At 58.5% G+C, this 18,842-nt stretch carries 15 protein-coding genes; 7 read left to right on the plus strand and 8 right to left on the minus strand.

The window, feature by feature from the left end; all coding sequences use genetic code 11:
• Positions 1–32: 32 nt before the first annotated feature.
• A complete protein-coding gene (gene dgt, locus FOV68_RS16220; RefSeq protein WP_010254077.1) occupies positions 33–1,523 on the minus strand; it encodes a dGTPase in 1,491 nt (496 codons plus the stop codon).
• A 92-nt stretch (positions 1,524–1,615) separates the two neighbouring features.
• Here dgt and mtnN point away from each other — a divergent pair, with 92 nt between their 5' ends.
• From mtnN to FOV68_RS16235, 3 genes are all read left to right on the plus strand, one after another.
• Positions 1,616–2,314 carry a 5'-methylthioadenosine/S-adenosylhomocysteine nucleosidase gene (gene mtnN / locus FOV68_RS16225; protein WP_069025841.1) on the plus strand — a complete coding sequence of 233 codons (699 nt, stop codon included), beginning with the start codon at positions 1,616–1,618 and terminating at the stop codon, positions 2,312–2,314.
• Positions 2,307–3,101 (plus strand): vitamin B12 ABC transporter substrate-binding protein BtuF, encoded by a 795-nt coding sequence (gene btuF / locus FOV68_RS16230; protein WP_143991214.1) that lies wholly within the window; start codon positions 2,307–2,309, stop codon positions 3,099–3,101. The genes mtnN and btuF overlap by 8 nt, the downstream gene beginning before the upstream one ends.
• A gap of 123 nt (positions 3,102–3,224) precedes the next feature.
• Positions 3,225–3,476, plus strand: a complete 252-nt coding sequence (locus FOV68_RS16235) for a hypothetical protein (protein WP_010254068.1) — start codon at positions 3,225–3,227, stop codon at positions 3,474–3,476.
• A 30-nt stretch (positions 3,477–3,506) separates the two neighbouring features.
• Here FOV68_RS16235 and erpA read toward each other — a convergent pair whose 3' ends face one another.
• Positions 3,507–3,854, minus strand: a complete 348-nt coding sequence (gene erpA / locus FOV68_RS16240) for an iron-sulfur cluster insertion protein ErpA (protein ID WP_010254064.1) — start codon at positions 3,852–3,854, stop codon at positions 3,507–3,509.
• Between the two features lie 203 nt (positions 3,855–4,057).
• On the opposite strand from erpA, the gene hemL reads away from it, so the two are divergent.
• Positions 4,058–5,338 carry a glutamate-1-semialdehyde 2,1-aminomutase gene (gene hemL / locus FOV68_RS16245; RefSeq protein ID WP_039391370.1) on the plus strand — a complete coding sequence of 427 codons (1,281 nt, stop codon included), beginning with the start codon at positions 4,058–4,060 and terminating at the stop codon, positions 5,336–5,338.
• Positions 5,339–5,593: 255 nt separating this feature from the next.
• Here hemL and fhuB read toward each other — a convergent pair whose 3' ends face one another.
• The 6 genes from fhuB to hrpB form a co-directional block, all read right to left on the minus strand.
• On the minus strand, positions 5,594–7,573 hold the full coding sequence (gene fhuB, locus FOV68_RS16250) for a Fe(3+)-hydroxamate ABC transporter permease FhuB (RefSeq protein ID WP_039391368.1): 1,980 nt from the start codon (positions 7,571–7,573) through the stop codon (positions 5,594–5,596).
• Positions 7,573–8,451 (minus strand): Fe(3+)-hydroxamate ABC transporter substrate-binding protein FhuD, encoded by an 879-nt coding sequence (fhuD, locus tag FOV68_RS16255; protein WP_039391365.1) that lies wholly within the window; start codon positions 8,449–8,451, stop codon positions 7,573–7,575. Before fhuD ends, fhuB begins: the two co-directional genes overlap by 1 nt.
• A gap of 10 nt (positions 8,452–8,461) precedes the next feature.
• Positions 8,462–9,256, minus strand: a complete 795-nt coding sequence (gene fhuC / locus FOV68_RS16260; protein ID WP_115764097.1) for a Fe3+-hydroxamate ABC transporter ATP-binding protein FhuC — start codon at positions 9,254–9,256, stop codon at positions 8,462–8,464.
• A gap of 39 nt (positions 9,257–9,295) precedes the next feature.
• Complete coding sequence (fhuA, locus tag FOV68_RS16265; RefSeq protein ID WP_143991215.1) at positions 9,296–11,503, minus strand: ferrichrome porin FhuA; 2,208 nt, start codon at positions 11,501–11,503, stop codon at positions 9,296–9,298.
• Positions 11,504–11,702: 199 nt separating this feature from the next.
• Positions 11,703–14,243 carry a bifunctional glycosyl transferase/transpeptidase gene (gene mrcB / locus FOV68_RS16270; RefSeq protein WP_031591230.1) on the minus strand — a complete coding sequence of 847 codons (2,541 nt, stop codon included), beginning with the start codon at positions 14,241–14,243 and terminating at the stop codon, positions 11,703–11,705.
• 98 nt (positions 14,244–14,341) lie between these two features.
• Positions 14,342–16,825, minus strand: a complete 2,484-nt coding sequence (gene hrpB, locus FOV68_RS16275; RefSeq protein ID WP_143991216.1) for an ATP-dependent helicase HrpB — start codon at positions 16,823–16,825, stop codon at positions 14,342–14,344.
• Between the two features lie 36 nt (positions 16,826–16,861).
• On the opposite strand from hrpB, the gene thpR reads away from it, so the two are divergent.
• The 3 genes from thpR (at position 16,862) to dksA (ending at position 18,804) form a co-directional block, all read left to right on the plus strand.
• Positions 16,862–17,419, plus strand: a complete 558-nt coding sequence (thpR, locus tag FOV68_RS16280; protein WP_031591232.1) for an RNA 2',3'-cyclic phosphodiesterase — start codon at positions 16,862–16,864, stop codon at positions 17,417–17,419.
• Positions 17,397–18,101, plus strand: coding sequence for a DNA/RNA nuclease SfsA (sfsA, locus tag FOV68_RS16285; RefSeq protein ID WP_143991217.1), 705 nt, complete (start codon positions 17,397–17,399; stop codon positions 18,099–18,101). Before thpR ends, sfsA begins: the two co-directional genes overlap by 23 nt.
• A gap of 247 nt (positions 18,102–18,348) precedes the next feature.
• The gene (gene dksA, locus FOV68_RS16290; protein ID WP_010254035.1) at positions 18,349–18,804 is read left to right on the plus strand and encodes an RNA polymerase-binding protein DksA; all 456 of its coding nucleotides are present in this window, start codon (positions 18,349–18,351) and stop codon (positions 18,802–18,804) included.
• Positions 18,805–18,842: the final 38 nt, after the last annotated feature.

Genomic DNA, 18,842 nt, shown 5'->3' on the forward strand with positions numbered 1-18,842 from the left:
AAAATTTATTCGCGCTCTTTACAATTGGCGGCTTATTCTACCGCCATCAGTCGCCGGTACTCATCCCAAGCATAGAGATCGGTCATACCACTGATATAATCCTGAATGAGCCGGAAGCGATAATAACGCTCCCACAACAGACGCTGATATTTATGTTCGACAACCAGATTACGCATCTTATGCAAATAGGCTTTACGGTGTTTACCCGAGAGCTTATGAAAAAGCCGGGTTTCAATCGGATGCTGACGCAGGAAATCTTCATTTATCAGCGTGGTAAAGGCTTCGTAATTGAGGCGCATCAGCGGCTGATAGATCTCCAGCAGCCCTTTAATCACCCGGTAACCCTGTAACTCCAGCTGCTCGACTTCAGAATGATTAAAGACCTGCTGGCGCGCAACGGTTTTAAACAATTGCAGCAAGCGGCCCTCTTCACCCTCATCTTCCAGTAGCGCATGGTTAAAACTTCCATCGAATATTGCAGGAAGATTATCCACAAAACGTTTCACAGCATAGCTTACCAGCACGCTCTGAACATTTACGCGAAGTGACATAAAAAATTGATCGCTGCGGCTTCGGCGTTTTTTACTGCAGGCTTCACGCCAGGCTTCACCAATAGTCCGGCTGAAAGCGTCATTATTTTTAACCGGCCCCCAGGCTTTATTGAGAAATTCATACAAACTCTCAACATTAAAGATATCTTTTTCTACAGCGTCGTCCAAATCGGCAATACAATAGGAGATATCATCCGCAGCTTCCATTATATAAGTCAGCGGAAAACGGTGGTGCTCTTCCATATTGGTGGCAGCACGCAGGTCGGCAATATAATCCTGCTCAGAGAGATAAAAACCAGGCTTCTTCATGAGTACGCTAAATTCGGCGGGCTTTTCCCCCTGCCACCAGGCCGGCGCCGTATATTTCAGGATGCAGGCGACCTGAGAATAACTGAGATTCAGTTGCAGCAGCGTATGCACCATCCGGATCGCCTGCGCGTTGCCTTCAAAGTGACAGAGATCCTGGCGGATCATGGCGTTGAGTTGATCAAAGGCTTTACGCTGTGCTTCTCCTTCCACGCCGGCCACCAGCGGATCCACCAGCTCGGCTGAGAGGTTCTCTTCAAACCAGTCATTAATCGCCGCCTCGCCAAAATGGCCAAAAGGCGGATTACCGACATCATGCATCAGACAGGCCATCTCAATCAGACTTTCAAACGCGCCTTCCAGTTCATCAAGACCATACTGCGCCAGCCCGCCCTGCATCTTCAGGGTTTGCAGGATCTCTTTGGTGATGTAACGCCCGGTCTGCTGCACCTCCAGCGAGTGCGTCAGGCGGGAACGAACGGCAGCGTTGCGCTCCAGCGGAAACACCTGCGTTTTTTGCTGCAAACGCCGGATGGCGGCGGAGTTTATAATCCGTCCGCGATCGCTCTCAAAATGGCGCGTAATGTAATATTCGCCTTCCGGTTCCTTGCGGCTGTTATAAGGGCGCGAGAAGCTGATCTTCTTCCTGAAATTGATCGCTGACATGGATTACCCCTTATTTTTTCGTGAATTAATCCCCTGAATGCCATGGTAGACTATGCCCTAAATTTTGATTCTTTACATTAGCGGAACTCACTATGAAAGCAGGCATTATTGGCGCGATGGAGCAGGAAGTCACACTGCTGCGCGACAAAATTGAAAACCGTCAAACGCTGTCGCTGGCGGGTTGTGAAATTTATACCGGCACCCTGCAGGGCGTTGAGGTGGCTCTGCTGAAATCGGGCATTGGTAAAACCTCTGCCGCGCTGGGTACCACACTGCTGCTGCAGCTCTGCAAGCCGGATGTGGTGATCAACACCGGTTCGGCTGGCGGTTTAGCGCCCTCGCTCAGCGTCGGCGATATCGTGGTGTCAGAAGAAGTGCGTTATCACGATGCTGACGTCACCGCTTTTGGTTATGAGCCGGGTCAGATGGCAGGTTGTCCGGCCGCGTTTGTGGCAGACAGCAAGCTTATCGCCGCTGCAGAAGCCTGTATTCAGCAGCTGGATCTGAATGCCGTACGCGGTCTGGTGGTCAGCGGTGATGCCTTTATCAATGGTGCCGAACCGCTGGCACGCATTCGTAATCTGTTCCCGCAGGCGATTGCCGTTGAGATGGAAGCCACCGCTATCGGCCATGTCTGTCATCAGTTCCAGGTGCCTTTTGTGGTGGTCCGCGCCATTTCCGACGTGGCCGATAAGCAATCTCACCTCAGCTTTGATGAGTTCTTAAGCGTTGCGGCGAAGCAATCTTCGCTGATGGTAGAGAACCTGCTGGCGCAACTGGCGCGTGGCTAAAACGCTACTCCTCTGCTGGCTGCTGCTGTTAAGCGGCAGCCTGCTGGCTTCCCCGCCACGCGTGATTACCCTCTCCCCTCACCTTACCGAACTCGCCTTTGCTGCCGGGATTACCCCGATTGCGGTCAGCGCCTGGTCCGACTATCCGCCGCAGGCCAAACAGATTGAGCAGGTCGCAAACTGGCAGGGCATCAAGGCTGAACGTATTCTGCAGCTTAAGCCGGATCTGGTATTAGCCTGGCGAGGCGGTAATCCGCAGCGGCAGATTGACCAGCTACAGGAGCTCGGCGTGCCGGTTAAATGGATTGATCCGCTGACGCTGGATGAGATGTTCACGGCGCTGGCCGATCTGGGCCACTGGAGTCCCAGACCGGAACAGGCAACTCGCGCTGCCCGCCAGTTACGTCAGCAGGAAGCCGCGCTGCGTCAGCGCTATGCTCATCTGACTGCGGTTCCGCTTTTTTTGCAGTTTGGTCAGCAGCCCCTGTTTACCGCCGCCAGAGCCACGCTGCAGAATGAAATTATTACGTTATGTGGCGGCAGGAACATCTTTGCTGACAGCCGCGTCAGCTGGCCGCAGGTCAGCCGTGAGCAGGTGCTGATGCGCCATCCTCAGGCCGTTGTGACGGGTGGCAGTGCGCAGCAGGTGGAAAACATCCGGGTGTTCTGGCGACCGCAGCTGGATGTACCGGTGATTGCCATCAACGAGGACTGGCTTAGCCGGCCAGGCCCGCGACTGCTGCTGGCCGCGCAGCAACTCTGTACGGCCCTGCATCCCGATGAATAAATCGGCGAATTGATTAAAGTCGCTGCGATTTTTGCCGTTGATCAATACCAGAGACGAACGCGCCACGTATGCTCGCCGTCCTTTTAGCGCCCCGGCGCTTTTTTAAAACACCAGGAACCTTATATGACCAGAGCACTGCTGCTGGCCATAGGGCTGTCGATCGCCGGTTCTGCCTTTGCAGGATCGATAAATGGCTCTATTGGCGCCAGGCTTGTCATCTATTCACGCTGTGAAATCAACACGGCTAACGGTCAGCCCGCACCGCAGATCAACTGCGGCAGACAGGCAAGCGCGCAGCCGCGCGTAACAAACGGCCAGATTCAATCGCAGGGAAGTGTGAAGCAAAGTAACCGGCTGGTCACAATAGAATGGTAAACGAGGCCGTCTGTATGACGGCCTGCATTATCAGATACTGAAGGAAGAGCCACAGCCACAGGTGGTTTTGGCATTCGGGTTGGTCACGATAAAGCGTGAGCCTTCCAGACCTTCCGTGTAATCCACTGAACCGCCCACCAGATATTGCAGGCTCATCGGATCAACCACCAGTGAGACGCCCTGCTTTTCAATGGTCATGTCGCCATCATTCATCTGATCGTCAAAGGTGAAGCCGTACTGGAAACCACTGCAACCGCCACCGGTGATATAGACGCGAAGTTTCAGCGCCGGGTTTTCTTCGTCGGCAATCAGGTTCTTCACCTTGGTGGCTGCGGCGTCGGTAAACTGCAACGGCAGTGCTACTACTTCATCACTCATGTTTTACTCCGGTAAACGCCCAGGTCAGAAAACGACCTTAATTACGCTATTATCAGCCAGCACCTCAGCGCAATCAAGCTCTGCCCTTCGCACTCTGTGCCGCATTCACTCCTGTTAAGGGCACAGGGGGCGAATCCACCTTTCGTCTGCTGCCCCTCTTCCGTAGAATGGCGCAATATTTTTCTGAACCGCTGGAGCCGAAAATGAGTAAGTCCGAACAACTGTTTGCCGAGGCACAACGCCTGATCCCGGGTGGGGTAAACTCGCCAGTACGCGCATTTACCGGTGTGGGCGGCGTTCCGCTGTTTATTGAACACGCTGATGGCGCCTATCTCTATGACGCTGACGGCAAAGCCTATATCGATTATGTCGGCTCATGGGGTCCGATGGTGCTGGGTCATAACAACGCGGCGATCCGTAACGCCGTGATTGAAGCGGCACAGCGCGGCTTAAGTTTTGGCGCACCGACCGAAATGGAAGTGACCATGGCCCAGCTGGTGTGTGAGCTGGTGCCGAGCATGGAGATGGTGCGGATGGTCAACTCCGGCACCGAAGCGACTATGAGCGCTATCCGTCTGGCGCGTGGCTTTACCGGCCGCGATAAAATCATCAAATTTGAAGGCTGCTACCACGGCCACGCCGATCATCTGCTGGTGAAAGCTGGCTCAGGTGCGTTAACACTGGGTCAGCCAAACTCGCCGGGCGTACCGGCCGATTTCGCTAAACATACCCTGACCTGCACCTTTAACGATCTCGATTCAGTGCGCAGCGCTTTTGAGCAATATCCTGAGTCGATTGCTGCCATCATCGTTGAGCCGGTCGCTGGCAACATGAACTGCATCCCACCGCTGCCGGAGTTCCTGCCGGGTCTGCGTTCACTGTGTGATGAGTTCGGCGCACTGCTGATTATCGATGAAGTGATGACCGGTTTTCGTGTCGCGCTGGGTGGCGCGCAGGCTCATTACAATGTGCGCCCTGATTTGACCTGTCTTGGGAAAATCATTGGTGGCGGCATGCCGGTCGGTGCGTTCGGTGGCCGTCGCGAAGTGATGGCGGCGCTGGCTCCGACCGGTCCGGTTTATCAGGCAGGTACACTCTCCGGCAACCCGATCGCCATGGCGGCGGGTTTCGCCTGCCTGACGCAGATCGCGCAGCCGGGCACCCATGAGAAGCTGGATGCCCTGACCCGCAAGCTGGCAGAGGGTCTGCGCGAAGCAGCACAACAGCAAAATATCCCGCTGGTGATTAACCATGTTGGCGGGATGTTCGGCCTCTTCTTCACCGATGCTGACAGTGTAACCTGTTACGCCGATGTGACCCGCTGCGATGTGGAGCGCTTTAAAACCTTCTTCCACCTGATGCTTGAGGAGGGCGTTTACTTTGCGCCTTCAGCCTATGAAGCGGGCTTTATGTCGCTGGCGCACAGCGAAGAGGATATTCAGCGCACTGTGGACGCCGCGCGTCGTTGTTTCGCGAAGCTGTAATTGCGGCAGCGTTAAAGATGAAGACCGGCAGCAGCACCCGGTCCGGGATCTCACAGCAACATAAAACTCAACGCGCAGGGAACACGGGCAGAGGAGGAAAGCGTCCCGCGCCAGGGACGGCGCGGGCCGAGCGTGTCAGGGATGACGGCTTTTGCGTCTTTCCGATCTGACCGTGTTCCCTTCGCAGGCTCAGTCTCACAGCCAATCGGGCCAGACTTTGTTAATAATCTCAGATCGGTTTGCGCCGGTCTTTTTTTAACCTGAACGCCGCAGCAGCCAGATAAAGTAAGGCGCGCCTAAAAAGGTCGCCATCAGCCCGGCTGGGATCTGATCCGGGAATGCCAGCATCCGTCCGCACCAGTCAGCCAGCACCATCAATCCCGCCCCCAGTAATCCTGACAGCAGCAGTTGCGGCAACGCTCGCCGGAATCCCAGCATACGCGCCATATGGGGCGCCATTAGTCCGACAAAACTCAGCGGACCAATAGTCAGTGTCGCACTGGCGGTCAGCGCGGCCGCCAGCAGCAGCAGACTCAGCCGCGCAGGGGTCAACGCCATACCGGCCGAGCGTGCGGTAGCACTTCCCAGCGGCAGCAGCGTCAGCCAGCGACTGGCCAGCGGTGCCAGCGACACCAGCACCAGCGCGCAGACTGCGCTCTGAACCGCCTGAGTGCCGCTGATGTTATAGGTCGAGCCGGAAATCCAGCTCAGCAGCCCGCCCATACGCGGATCGCCACTCGCCAGCAGTAGCATCAACAGGGTGACAAAGGCGCTGTTCAGCGCCATGCCCGCCAGCAGCATTCGTTCCGGCGAAAAGCCGCCCCGACTGGCTACTGCCATGATCACCAGCAGCGTCAGCGCCGCGCCCAGCGCACCGGCGGGCAGCAGCCAGGCCAGCGCATCGCCCGGCACAAAGAACATCATCATCACCACGCCAAAAGCGGCACCCGAACTGATGCCCAGCACTTCCGGGCTGGCCATGGGATTGCCGGTCAGCCGCTGAATCAGACTCCCCGCCACGCCCAGCATCAGGCCGGTTACCAGCGCGGCCAGCACGCGCGGTGCGCGCCACGGCAGCAGCGATTGCAGCATCTCACCCGCAGACCAGACCCAGCCCTGCGCATCACGGCCAAACGCCAGACCACCCCACCCCAGCAGCGCCAGGATGACAAGTCCGGTCAGCGCCCAGCGCAGCAGGTTCTGTCGCTCGGCGGGCACCTTATCACCCTGATTCAGCGCGGGCGGCACCGAACCGGTGCGCAGTCGCGGCAGCAGCCACAGCAGAATCGGTACGCCGAGCAGCGCCGTGGCGGTGCCGGTCGGGATATCGCGCCAGTGGGTGCTGAGCCACAACACGCAACTGTCCGCCAGCCATAGCAGCAGCGCGCCAGTCAGCGGAGCCAGCAGCATCCGGGTGATGAGCCGTCGTCCACCCAGCATCTTCGCCAGCAGCGGCGCAAACAGCCCGATAAAGCCGATGATACCGGCGACATTGACCAGCTGTGCGCTGAGCAGGATCGCCAGTCCAAGGCCACCGACACGCGCCACAGAGAGCGCAAGGCCAAGGTTTTTCGCAACCCCATCATCCAGCCCCATCAGCGTCAGCGGACGCAGCAGCGCCAGCGCCAGCACAAACGCCAGCAGCAGGCGCGGCCAGAGCTGCTGCACATTTTCCCAGCTCATCTGATTCAGCGCACCGGTGCTCCACAGAAACATGTTCTGCAGCTGATCGTGATTGAAGATAGCGAAGATTTGATTCACCGCGCCGCTGTAAAGGCTCAGCACCAGCCCGGCCAGAATCAGCGTCACCGGCGACAGACGTTTGCCCCAGGCTACACCAAACACCAGCGCCCCCACCAGCAGCGCGCCACTGAGCGCGGCAAACTGCTGTGTCAGCGCCCCGCCCGGCAGATGCCACAGCGTTGCCACGGTAATGCCCAGCTGTGCGCCGGAAGAGACACCGAGCGTGGTTGGCTCCGCCAGAGGATTACGCAATATCTGCTGAAACAGCAGACCGGCTAAGCCCAGCCCGGCACCCACCAGCAGCGCCAGTACCGTGCGCGGCAGCAGGCTGTAGTGAAATACCATCTGCGACAGGCTATCGACCGCCGGTGACCAGAGTGCCTGCCACCATTCAGCCTGTGGCAACGCCTGATGCAGATTAACCAGCGTCAGGCTGAGCGCCAGCAGAAACAGCAGGCTGAGGAGGCCTGCGGGAAACAAAGCATGGCGCATCAGTGCGTCTCCAGCGCGCGTTCCAGCACGCGAACAAAGTGCAGCGCCGAGAGCGTCGCACCGTAATACCAGACGGCCGGGACGCGCTGAAAGCGTCCGGTGCGAACAAACGGCAGCGACTGCCACAGCGGGCTGCGCATCAGTTGCTGCATCTCCGCATCGTTGTCATGATCAAAGCAGATGACATCCACATCCCCGACCTGCGCCAGCTTTTCAATGCCGATCACCGCGCTGCCCCAAAAATTCGTTTCGCCCTGCCAGCCATTTTTCAGGCCCAGCAGAGTCATCACTTCCAGAAACAGACTGTTTTTGCCGAAGGTAATGGCGTGACGACTGTCGAGCAGCGACATCAGCAGGATAGTGCGTCCGGCATAGGGCGCCAGCCGCTGGCGCGCCGCCGCCAGCTGATCATCGACCTCGCGCAGATGCTGTTCCGCTCGCGCGCTTAATCCAATGCGCGCCGCCAGCTGACGCAGCGATGCGCGCGCGGCAGTGAGGGGTTTCCCGTCGCCGCTGTGGAGGTCGAAGCCCATAATGGGCGCAATGCGCGTCAGTTTCTCTTTAGGCGGGCCGTAGCCGTTGGAGCAGAGGATCAGTGACGGCTGCATTTGCGCCATCAGCTCAAGATTGGGTTCGGTGCGCAGACCTACATCGATCACACCCTGAGGAAGCGGCGGCTCCCCTACCCAGATGTTGTAGTTGTGCAGATCGGCCACGCCCCAGGGCGTGACGCCTAGTGCTATCAGCAGTTCGGTGGGTAACCACTCCAGTGCAATAATCCGACCCGGATTTGGCGTGGCGGCACGCAGGGGAAGCGCACAAAACAGCGGAGAGACTGCCAGCGCCAGCATCAGTCGGCGGCGATTAAGATCGGGCATCATCCTCTCCTTAACAGACAAAACTGACCGGCGCGCCGCCCTGCGGGTGCGGTAAAATGCCCATCGGAATGCCATAAATCGCACCGAGCACCTCAGCCTGCATAATCGCCTCTGCGTCACCTTCGGCAATCATCGCGCCCTGACGCAGCGCCACCAGATGATCGCAGTAGCGTGCTGCCATATTGATATCGTGCAGCACCGCAATCACGGTTAAGCCGCGCTGCTGGCTCAGTGCTTTTATCAGCGCCAGCACCTCAACCTGATGGGCAATATCCAGCGCCGACGTCGGTTCATCCAGCAGCAGACAGCGGCTGTTCTGCGCCACCATCATCGCCAGCCAGGCGCGCTGACGCTCGCCGCCCGACAGGCTATCTACCAGCCGTCCGGCAAAGGCATTAAGCCCGACCTGGGCAATCGCATCCTCTACCCGGTCGCGATCTTCCTGACCAAAGCGCCCCAGCGCGCCGTGCCAGGGATAGCGGCCAATCGCCACCAGTTCACGCACCGTCATCCCTTCGGCTGCCGGTAACTGCTGCGGCAGATAGGCCACCTGACGGGCAAAGGCTTTGCTGTTCCAGCGCCCGACGGGTTGCTGATTCAACAGCACCTCTCCGCAGCTGGCCGCGTGGTGACGACCCAGCATTTTTAACAGTGTTGATTTGCCCGAGCCGTTGTGACCGATTAGCCCGGTCACTTTTCCCGGCGGAAAGGTCAGCGACAGTGGCTGAAGGAGAGTCCGGCCCGGCACTTCAAAACTGGCGTTTTTCAGCGTAAAGGTCGCCTCTTCTGCGTGCGGATGCGGCATGGTTATCCCTGTGAACGGGCGCCGAAGCGCCCGGTTAAATCAGAATCTGAAGGTCGCGGTGCCGACAATCTGGCGCTCCGCACCCCAGTAGCAGGCGTATTCACGGTAGCAGCTGGCGACGTAGTCGCGGTCAAACAGATTGTTAACGTTGACGCCCACAGTTGAACCTGGCAAACCGAAACGACCCAGATCATATTTCAGCGCCGCATCCACCGTGGTGTAACCGGCAACTTTAAAGTTCTGGTTCTGCTCAGTGCCAGTGCTGTAAAGGCCCTGGCTCTCACCGACATAACGCACACCCGCGCCCAGCGTTACGCCCGAAAGGGCTGTCTCGTGGAAGGTGTAGTCGCTCCACAGTGAAGCCATATGCTTCGGCACCTGCACCGGCGTTTTGCCTTTGAGCTGGGTGTCTTCGGTATATTCCGCATCGGTGTAGGTGTAGGACGCCGTCAGGTTAACGTTGGCATTCAGCGCCGCTTTAGCTTCCAGCTCTACGCCGCGCGAGCGGATTTCACCGCTTTGCACGCTGGAGTTTGGGTGATTCTTCGTATCGGGATCGGCAGTCAGGTTCTTGGTTTTGGTCAGCTGATAAAGCGCGGCGGTGAGCACCACCGGACGATCTTTCGGCACATACTTCACGCCCGCTTCATACTGCTTAGCGCGTGACGGATCAAATGCCTGACCCTCATAGGTCGAACCTGCATTCGGAATAAAGGCTTCGCTGTAGCTGAAGTAAGGCGCGATGCCATTATCAAACACATAGTTCAGGCCGCCGCGCCACGTAAAGGCCTGATCGTTCTGCCGATCAACGCTATCCGCTACCCGATCGTAAACCGAGTTCATGGCATAGTCGTAGCGGCCACCCAGCGTCAGCACCCAGCGGTTCCACTCCATCTGGTCCTGAGCATAGAGGCCGGTCTGACGTTGCTTGTTGAGATGCTGATAGGGATCGGCAAATGGCGTTACGCTGTTATCACCATATTGCGGATTAACCGCGTTCAGGCTGGAGGCAGTGCCAAACTGTGCGTCGATATCATTGCGGGTACGCTGGAAGTCCACGCCCAGCAGCAGCGTATGATCAACCTGGCCGGTGGCGAATTTCGCCTGCGCCTGGGTATCGACCGCCAGTTGGTTGAGTTTCTCTTCTGAAACCGCCGAACCGCGCGTGATTTCCTGAGTCGCCGGCAGGAAACCATTGCCGTAAATACTGCGGTAATCGGTGCGCAGGTCGGCATAACGCAGGTTCTGGCGCAGCGTCCAGGTGTCGTTAAAGCTGTGTTCGGCATTATAACCGACCATTTTGGTGTTGCGTGAAATCTTGTTGCTCTGCTCGCCTTCATCGAAGTTGGTCGGCAGTTTGTACTGGCTGCCATCGGCGCGGGTGATCGGCACCACCGTGCCCTGACGCGGCAGCCAGCCGTAATAACCGGTTTCTGGCTCGTTCTGGAAATAGGTGAGCAGGTCAATGCGGGTGCGATCGTCGGGACGCCAGCTGAAAGCCGGTGCGATGGTGTAGCGCTTCTCTTTGTTCATCGCCTGCTGCGCATCCTGACTGCGCGCCTGGCCGGTCAGGCGATAGCTGTAGACGCCGTCGTCGTCCAGCGCGCCGCCAAAGTCAAAGCCGGTCGAGAAGAGGTTGTCGTTGCCCATCTGGAACTGCACTTCGCGCAGGGTTTCCTGGGTCGGACGCTTACTCACCAGCGAGACCACGCCGCCGGGATTGCTCTTACCGTAGAGCACCGAAACCGGGCCGCGCAGCAGTTCAGCGCGTTCCAGGAAGTAAGGATCGATGGCAAACTCAGAGTAGTTATCACCCTGCAGTTTCAGACCATCCAGATACTGATTGGTGTTGGTTTCGCTGAAACCGCGAATCGACAGCGCATCAATCACGTCTGAGCTGCCCCGGTTACCGGTCAGCACGCCAGGCGTGTAGTTAAACGCCCCTTTCACGCTGGTTACGTTACGCATCTCCATCTCTTCACGGGTGACCACGGAGATGGACTGCGGATTTTTTTCAATGGGGGTATCAGTTTTGGTCCCGGTGGCGCTGCGTTTCGCTGCCACGGTGGGTGCCGGTCCCCAGGCGCTTTCCGCCTCGACGCCGCTGCCGCCATCAGCCGAGACGACCATCGTCTCCGCCTGCGCGGCGTAAAGAGAGGAGCTCAGGCTCAGTGAGATCATGATGCCCAGAAGCGGTCGGGAAAATGTTTTTTTGGTGTTGTCAGAAAAAGTCGTTCGCGCATTCATAAAAGTGTCTCTTAACAATAGGCTCAGGCAGGCGAATCGAAACGATAATGATTATTATAACGCTTAGATAATATGCGAAATTCAGCAGGCACTGCAAGAAGAAATCCCAGTAGTGACGCCGTTTGCAGGCCGATTGACGCGTATTGATCAGGAACAAAAAAAGGGCGCCGAAGCGCCCTTTTTAACCTGTCTGACTGATTTATTTGCCAAACATATCTTTTATCCACCCTGCTACGCCGTCGCTATCTTTCTGCTCCTGCTGTTGCTGGGTAGGTTGTTGCGGCTGCTGCTGCTGTTGTTGTTGCTGCTGCTGATCGAAGAGCTGTTGTTGCTGCTGAACCTGCTGCTGCTGTTGCTGACACAGTGCATTCGGATCCAGCGCCCACACCGGCAGAGAACGCCATGTGCTGCTGCCCGTGCCGCAGACAAAGTTACCGGCAGAATCCACATTCATCAGCGACACATCTTCCGGCGGCGTCAGCTGCAACGGCATCGGGGCCTGAATATCCAGGTAGCGACGGTAGAGCTGCATCGCGCCGCTGGCACCATAGAGTTTGGTCGGCTGATTGTTATCGCGTCCCACCCAGGTGATCGCCACTTCTTTGCCATCAATACCGGCAAACCAGCTGTCCACCAGATCGTTGGTGGTACCGGTTTTGCCCGCCAGATGCGCATTCGGAAAACGCGCGCCCAGCGCACGGGCGGTACCGTGGTCAGCTACCTGTTGCATGGTGTAGAGCGTCAGATAAGCGGCCTGCGCTGGTTCAACACGCTGCGCCTGCGGATAGCTCTGATAGAGCACGCTGCCATCTTCCGCAATCACCGAACGCACTGCTGACAGCGACGCGCGGTTGCCGCCGCTGGCGATCGACTGGAACGCCTGAGCCACTTCAACCGGCGTCAGGTTTAAGGCGCCCAGCAGCATCGATGGCACCGGATGCAGCTGCTCTTTCGGCACGCCCAGCTTGTTCCAGGTATCCACCACCGCATCCAGCCCCAGCGTCATGCCGAGGTTTACGGTCGGCACGTTCATTGAGTTGGTCAGCGCATCCACCAGCATCACTTTGCCGCTGAAGCGACGATCGTCGTTCATCGGTTTCCAGATGCTGCCGTTTGGCTGCTTCAGCGCAATCGGCTCATCGGCGATCCAGCTGTTCAGCCGGTAGCTGTTTGGCTGACTCAGCGCGGTCAGGTAAGTCGCCGGTTTCGCCAGGGAGCCGATTGAGCGGCGTGCCTGCAGCGCACGGTTGTAACCCGCATACTGTGGATCGGCACCGCCGACCATAGCGCGGACTTCGCCGCTGAAACGGTCAACCACCACCATCGCGGTTTCCAGATCTTTCAGGCCACGCTGTTTTTTCAGCGTCGGAATGCCATCGATCACCGCCTTTTCGGCCGCATCCTGCGACACCGGATCCAGCGTGGTGAAGATTTTCACCCCGGAGAGATCTTTCACCTTGTCGCCCAGTTTTGCCTGAAGCTCGTTACGCACCATCTGCATAAAGGCCGGCTGCGGCGTAATCACGCCGCCTTTCGGTTGCACGCCCAGCGGACGGGCCGACAGCATGTCATACAGCTCCTGGTCAATCACTTTCTGCTGCTGCAACAGGCGCAGTACGAGGTTGCGTCGTTCCAGCGCCAGTTTCGGGTTACGCCACGGATTATAGAGCGACGCACCTTTCACCATGCCGACCAGCATCGCCTGCTGATCCAGACTCAGTTCATCAACCGGACGGCCAAAGTAGTAGAGGCTGGCCAGCGGGAAACCGCGGATCTGATCGCTGCCAGCCTGACCGAGATAGACCTCGTTCAGGTAGAGCTCCAGGATGCGATCTTTGCTGTAGCGCGCATCCATGATCACCGCCATATAGGCTTCACGCGCTTTACGCCACAGCGAACGCTCGTTGGTGAGGAACAGGTTCTTCACCAGCTGCTGCGTCAGCGTACTGCCGCCCTGCACCGCTTTACCGGCCGTGATGTTCGCCAGGAAGGCGCGGCCGATGGAATAAGGGCTGATGCCATCATGCTCATAGAAATGGCGATCTTCGGTGGCGATCAGCGTATCGACCAGCAGATCCGGGAAACCGGCGCGCGGTACGAAGAGTCGCTGTTCACCATTCGGCGACTGCAGCATGGTGATCAGGCGCGGATCGAGGCGGAAAAAGCCAAAATCACGGCCGGTTTCGAGGTTTTTAATCTCGCTCAGCTCATCTTTACTGAAGCTCATGCGCGCGTGGATCTGCCCCTCTTTACTGTCGGGGAAATCAAACGGGCGACGCAGCAGATCGATGGTGTTGCCCTTCACCGAAAACTCGCCAGGGCGGGTAATACGGGAGACTTCGCGATACTGAGTGCCTTCCAGCAGCGCTACCATTTCACTTTTGTTGTAGGCCATGCCGGGTTCCAGGCTGACCATGCGGCCATAGACGGTGGCGGGCAGTTGCCACACTTTACCGTCAATCCGGCTGCGAATTTCCGAGTCGAGGTAGATGCCCCACGCGGCCATGACCACCACAAACACCAGGAACAGTTTGATTACCCATCCCAGCCAACGGCGTTTGCCGCGCGGCGGTTTTCCACCTTTACCTTTACGTGGCACCGGCGCTTCCTCCTCGTCATCATTAAAATCGTCCTGATCGATATCCTGTTCGATATCCCTGCGTCGTCCCCGGCCCGCACTGCTGCGCGGCGGCAACGGTTTACCTTTGCGCCCTATTGGTTCGCGATCGTTCCCAGACATTACTTTTCTTCTCCAGGCAGTGCTTACGGCAGCGCCGCTACTCTAACTGCTTTCTCGCGTGCCGCATGGCAGAACCCTCTGAATTCGAACCAGCGGACTCAACCCTGCGGGGACATTTTTTTGGTTCGCCTTGTTGGCAAAGCAGTGGCCGGATCCTCGGGCCAGGGATGTTTAGGATAACGTCCCTTCATCTCTTTCCTGACCTCCGGCCAGGCACCGCGCCAGAACGCCGCCAGATCGCGGGTGATCTGCAACGGCCGCTGGGCGGGCGATAACAGCTCCAGCACCAGCGGAATACGTCCTTCCGCTACGGTGGGATTCTGCGCCTCGCCAAACATCTCCTGAATCCTGACCGCCAGCGCGGGCGGCTTCTCCGCATCGTAGCGGATTGGCAGCCGGCTTCCGGTGGGCACAGTGTAATGAGTTGGCAGCACAGTATCCAGCCGCTGACGCTGTGACCATGTGAGTAAATGTAAGAGCGCCGTGGTCAGGTTCACTGCCTGCAGGCTGCGGAGATCGCGCACCGCTGACATCTGCGGCAACAGCCACTGCGACAGGCTCTCAAGCAGCGTTTCATCATCGGTCGCGGGCCAGCTCTCTTCCGGCAGCCACCGGGCCGCACACTGGATGCGCAGACGCAGCTGTTCGGCGTCCGGCGTCCAGCCCAGTACCGACAGACCTTTTTCGGCGATCCAGCGCAGCATGGCCGCGTGCAGCACCTCCGGTTCCGGGCGCGCCATCGGCTGAGTTTTCAGTATCAGCGCGCCAATCTGCTCACGTCTGAACGCACGCAGCGTGCCTTTCTCTTCGTCCCATTCCACTTCGGTCCGTCGCTCAATCAGCGCAGGCTGCTGCTGGCACAGCGTTTCAATATTCACCGGCAGTGCCAGCAACATCCGGGCATCTGGTGTGGCACTGCCCTGCAACAGAGCAGGCGCAATCAGCCATTCATTGCGCGTCAGGCCATCCTGCTCATCGAGTCTGGCGCCCAGCCCGTTGGCCAGCTGATAGCGACCACTCTGATCGCGTCGCCGCGCCAGCCGATCGCCAAAGCCCACCGCCAGCAATCCGGCGAAACGATCTTCATCGATGCGCCCGCCACGGATCTTAAGCCGCTGCTGCCACTGCTGCGCCCGCCGCTGCCATTGCGCCTGCGGCCGATGCAGCGCATCACGCAGGTCGGCGCTGCCGCTGCGGGGAGGATCTTCCAGAATCGCCACCAGCAGCGCGGCGCTGGCGACCGCATCCGGCTCATCGCCTGCGGCACACAGTATGGCGGCGAGTCGGGGATCGCATCCCAGCTGCGCCATGCGCCGTCCCAGCGTGTTGAGCAGGCCGTTGTTGTCCAGTGCTCCCAGTCGGGTCAGCTGCTTCTGCGCCGCATCCAGATTTCTGGCGGGCGGCTGATCCAGCCACTGCAGCTGTTGCGGCTGGGTACAGCCCCACTGCAGCAGATCCAGCCACAGTGACGAGAGATCGCTGTTAACGATTTCTGGTTCACTCTGCGCCGCCGCTCGTGATGCCTGCTCCTGCGGCACCAGATGCAGGCAGAGCCCCGGCATCAGTCGCCCGGCGCGACCCGCTCGCTGGATCATCGATGCCTGGCTGACTCGCTGGGTCTGCAGACGCGTCACGCCGCTGCGGGCGTCAAACAGTGCGCTGCGTTCCAGCGCACTGTCGACCACCAGCCGAATCCCCTCAATGGTCAGGCTGGTTTCGGCGATATTGGTGGCAAGCACCACTTTGCGGCGGCCGGCGGCGGCAGGCAGAATTGCCCGGCGCTGCGCCGCCAGCGGCAGTGCGCCATAGAGCGGCGTCAGATCAACGTCGTCACTGATGCGTGATTCCAGCTCGCGCTTCACCCGTTCGATCTCCGCCACACCCGGCAGAAACAGCAGCAGCGAACCGCTCTCATCCCGCAGCAGCTGGGCAACTTCACGCGCGACCGCCTCTTCAAAACGCACATTCTGATTCAGTGACTCGTAACGCCGCTCAACCGGATAGCTGCGCCCCTCTGAGACGATCAGTGGCGCATCCGGCAGCAGCGCCGCCAGCCGGGCATTGTCCAGCGTGGCGGACATCAGCATGATTTTAAGGTCGTCGCGCAGCCCCTGCTGTACATCAAGCAGCAGCGCCAGCGCCAGATCGGCATGCAGGCTGCGCTCGTGAAATTCATCAAGGATCACCAGCGACACGCCCTCCAGCATCGGGTCGTGCTGAAGCATGCGCGTGAGCATCCCTTCGGTCACCACCTCCAGCCGGGTCTGTGGCCCGACGCAGCTTTCGCCACGCATCCGGAATCCCACCGTGCCACCCGGCTGCTCGCCGAGTTGCTCCGCCAGCCGCTGCGCCACATTACGCGCCGCCAGCCGACGTGGCTCCAGCATGATGATCCGTCCCGGCAGCGCCGCCTGCTGTAACAACTGCAGCGGCAGCCAGGTCGATTTGCCCGCCCCCGTGGGTGCGGCCAGCAGGATTTGAGAGGCGTCACTCAGCGCCGCCAGAATGTCAGGCAGCACCGCGCTGACCGGTAAATCGCTCACAGCAAACTCCGCTTCTGCCTGTGCTAAGATGGCGCGCATTGTAGCATCCATCCGTGATATTTGCCGGAGAGCGCCATGGCGACACAACGCTTATTTTTTGCCATCAGCCTGCCTGACGAGATGCAGCAAGAGCTGGTGCGCTGGCGGGCCGATACCTTTCCTGCGGAGGCGGGCCAGCCGGTGGTCGCGGCGAATCTGCACCTGACGCTGGCGTTTCTGGGTGAAGTTGCGCCGGAAATCTCACAGCGCCTGCAGACGCTGGCCTCGCGTATTGTACAGCCCGGTTTTGATCTCGACCTTGATGATGCCGGACACTGGCCGCGCCCCGGCGTGGTCTGGCTCGGCTGCCAGCGCGCGCCACGCGGTCTGTTGCAGCTCGCCAGCCTGCTGCGGGCCCAGGCCGCCCGGCATGGCTGTTACCAGAGCCCCCAGCCGTTTCATCCGCACATCACGCTGTTACGCCACGCCACGCAGCCGGTGACGTTACCGCCGCGCGGCTTTCACTGGCGTTTTCGCGTCTCTACCTTTTCTCTGTTCGCCTCTGAATATGCCCGGGGCCGCACCCGCTATCGCGCCCTGGCAAGCTGGCCATTACATTCTCAGGATCCACATGCACTTCTCTCCGCCCCTTAAACCCGCCCGTCTGATCGCCCGATACAAACGTTTTTTGGCCGATGTGGTGACGCCAGAGGGCGACGTTCTGACGATTCACTGCGCCAATACCGGCGCCATGACCGGCTGCGCCACGCCGGGCGATCGGGTCTGGTATTCGACGTCCGACAGCCTGACGCGCAAATACCCCCACAGCTGGGAGCTGACCGAAACCCAACAGGGCCACTGGATCTGCGTGAATACGCTGCGCGCCAACCAACTGGTGGCTGAGGCGCTGGAGCACGATCGGCTGCCGGCGCTGGCTGGTTATACGCATCGTCAGGCGGAAGTGAGATATGGCACTGAAAAAAGCAGAATTGATTTCCTGCTCAAAGCAGAGGCCCGGCGCAACTGCTATATTGAGGTGAAATCCGTAACCCTTCTACATGAAGGAAAAGGTTATTTTCCGGATGCGGTGACGATTCGAGGACAGAAACACCTGCGTGAACTGGCGACAGTTGCGGCAGAGGGTCATCGGGCCGTTTTGTTGTTTGCCGTTTTGCACTCGGGGATTGAGGACGTTTCCCCGGCACGGCACATTGATGTGGCGTATGCAGAACAACTGGCTCAGGCGCAGCAGGAGGGCGTAGAGGTTTTAGCGTATCAGGCAGACTTATCGGCGGAGGGAATGTTTCTTAAATCGCCGATCAACGTAACCTTGTAATATCTTTTGCAATTTTATGTGTTAAGAATGTTCTGAGCTAAGGGCCAATTACGCTGTTCCTCACAGGCTTGTCAAGGTGTGTTCATGAAGAATTGCCAACCCTGACTGCTTCTGTTATTTATAGCGGCCTGTTTTTTTCCCCAATGGGGGATCGATGTACCCCGCAGACGTCAAATGCAGGCTGGCAGCAAGGCCCCTGCGAGACGAAATTCGAAGGGTATAGTGCGTGTTATCCAGGAGAAGCAACATGCAAGAAGGTCAAAACCGTAAAACATCGTCCCTGAGTATTCTCTCTATTGCTGGCGTTGAACCTTATCAGGTGAAGCCTGGCGAAGAGTATATGAATGATGCGCAGCTGACCCATTTTCGCAAGATTCTGGAAGCCTGGCGTAATCAATTACGGGACGAAGTCGATCGTACCGTTTCTCATATGCAGGATGAAGCCGCTAACTTCCCGGACCCGGTTGACCGTGCCGCGCAGGAAGAGGAGTTCAGCCTGGAGCTACGTAACCGCGATCGCGAACGTAAACTGATCAAAAAGATCGAGAAGACGCTGAAGAAAGTTGAAGATGACGACTTCGGCTATTGCGATTCCTGTGGCGTTGAGATTGGTATCCGCCGTCTCGAAGCCCGTCCTACTGCCGATCTCTGCATCGACTGTAAGACGTTAGCAGAAATTCGTGAGAAGCAAATGGCCGGCTGATGCCGCGTCCAGCCTGTTACCACGCAGTGGAACAACTG

Origin of the sequence: Pantoea sp. paga, from assembly GCF_007558755.1 — a bacterium.
GTDB classification, from domain to species: domain Bacteria; phylum Pseudomonadota; class Gammaproteobacteria; order Enterobacterales; family Enterobacteriaceae; genus Pantoea; species Pantoea agglomerans.

What these genes read in the sequence shown, in the direction of transcription:
- dgt (WP_010254077.1), bottom strand. Translation starts at nt 1,523, where the DNA reads ATGTCAGCGATCAATTTCAGGAAGAAGATCAGCTTCTCGCGCCCTTAT.
- mtnN (WP_069025841.1), top strand. Translation starts at nt 1,616, where the DNA reads ATGAAAGCAGGCATTATTGGCGCGATGGAGCAGGAAGTCACACTGCTG.
- FOV68_RS16235 (WP_010254068.1), top strand. Translation starts at nt 3,225, where the DNA reads ATGACCAGAGCACTGCTGCTGGCCATAGGGCTGTCGATCGCCGGTTCT.
- erpA (WP_010254064.1), bottom strand. Translation starts at nt 3,854, where the DNA reads ATGAGTGATGAAGTAGTAGCACTGCCGTTGCAGTTTACCGACGCCGCA.
- hemL (WP_039391370.1), top strand. Translation starts at nt 4,058, where the DNA reads ATGAGTAAGTCCGAACAACTGTTTGCCGAGGCACAACGCCTGATCCCG.
- fhuB (WP_039391368.1), bottom strand. Translation starts at nt 7,573, where the DNA reads ATGCGCCATGCTTTGTTTCCCGCAGGCCTCCTCAGCCTGCTGTTTCTG.
- fhuD (WP_039391365.1), bottom strand. Translation starts at nt 8,451, where the DNA reads ATGCCCGATCTTAATCGCCGCCGACTGATGCTGGCGCTGGCAGTCTCT.
- fhuC (WP_115764097.1), bottom strand. Translation starts at nt 9,256, where the DNA reads ATGCCGCATCCGCACGCAGAAGAGGCGACCTTTACGCTGAAAAACGCC.
- fhuA (WP_143991215.1), bottom strand. Translation starts at nt 11,503, where the DNA reads ATGAATGCGCGAACGACTTTTTCTGACAACACCAAAAAAACATTTTCC.
- mrcB (WP_031591230.1), bottom strand. Translation starts at nt 14,243, where the DNA reads ATGTCTGGGAACGATCGCGAACCAATAGGGCGCAAAGGTAAACCGTTG.
- hrpB (WP_143991216.1), bottom strand. Translation starts at nt 16,825, where the DNA reads ATGCGCGCCATCTTAGCACAGGCAGAAGCGGAGTTTGCTGTGAGCGAT.
- thpR (WP_031591232.1), top strand. Translation starts at nt 16,862, where the DNA reads ATGGCGACACAACGCTTATTTTTTGCCATCAGCCTGCCTGACGAGATG.
- sfsA (WP_143991217.1), top strand. Translation starts at nt 17,397, where the DNA reads ATGCACTTCTCTCCGCCCCTTAAACCCGCCCGTCTGATCGCCCGATAC.
- dksA (WP_010254035.1), top strand. Translation starts at nt 18,349, where the DNA reads ATGCAAGAAGGTCAAAACCGTAAAACATCGTCCCTGAGTATTCTCTCT.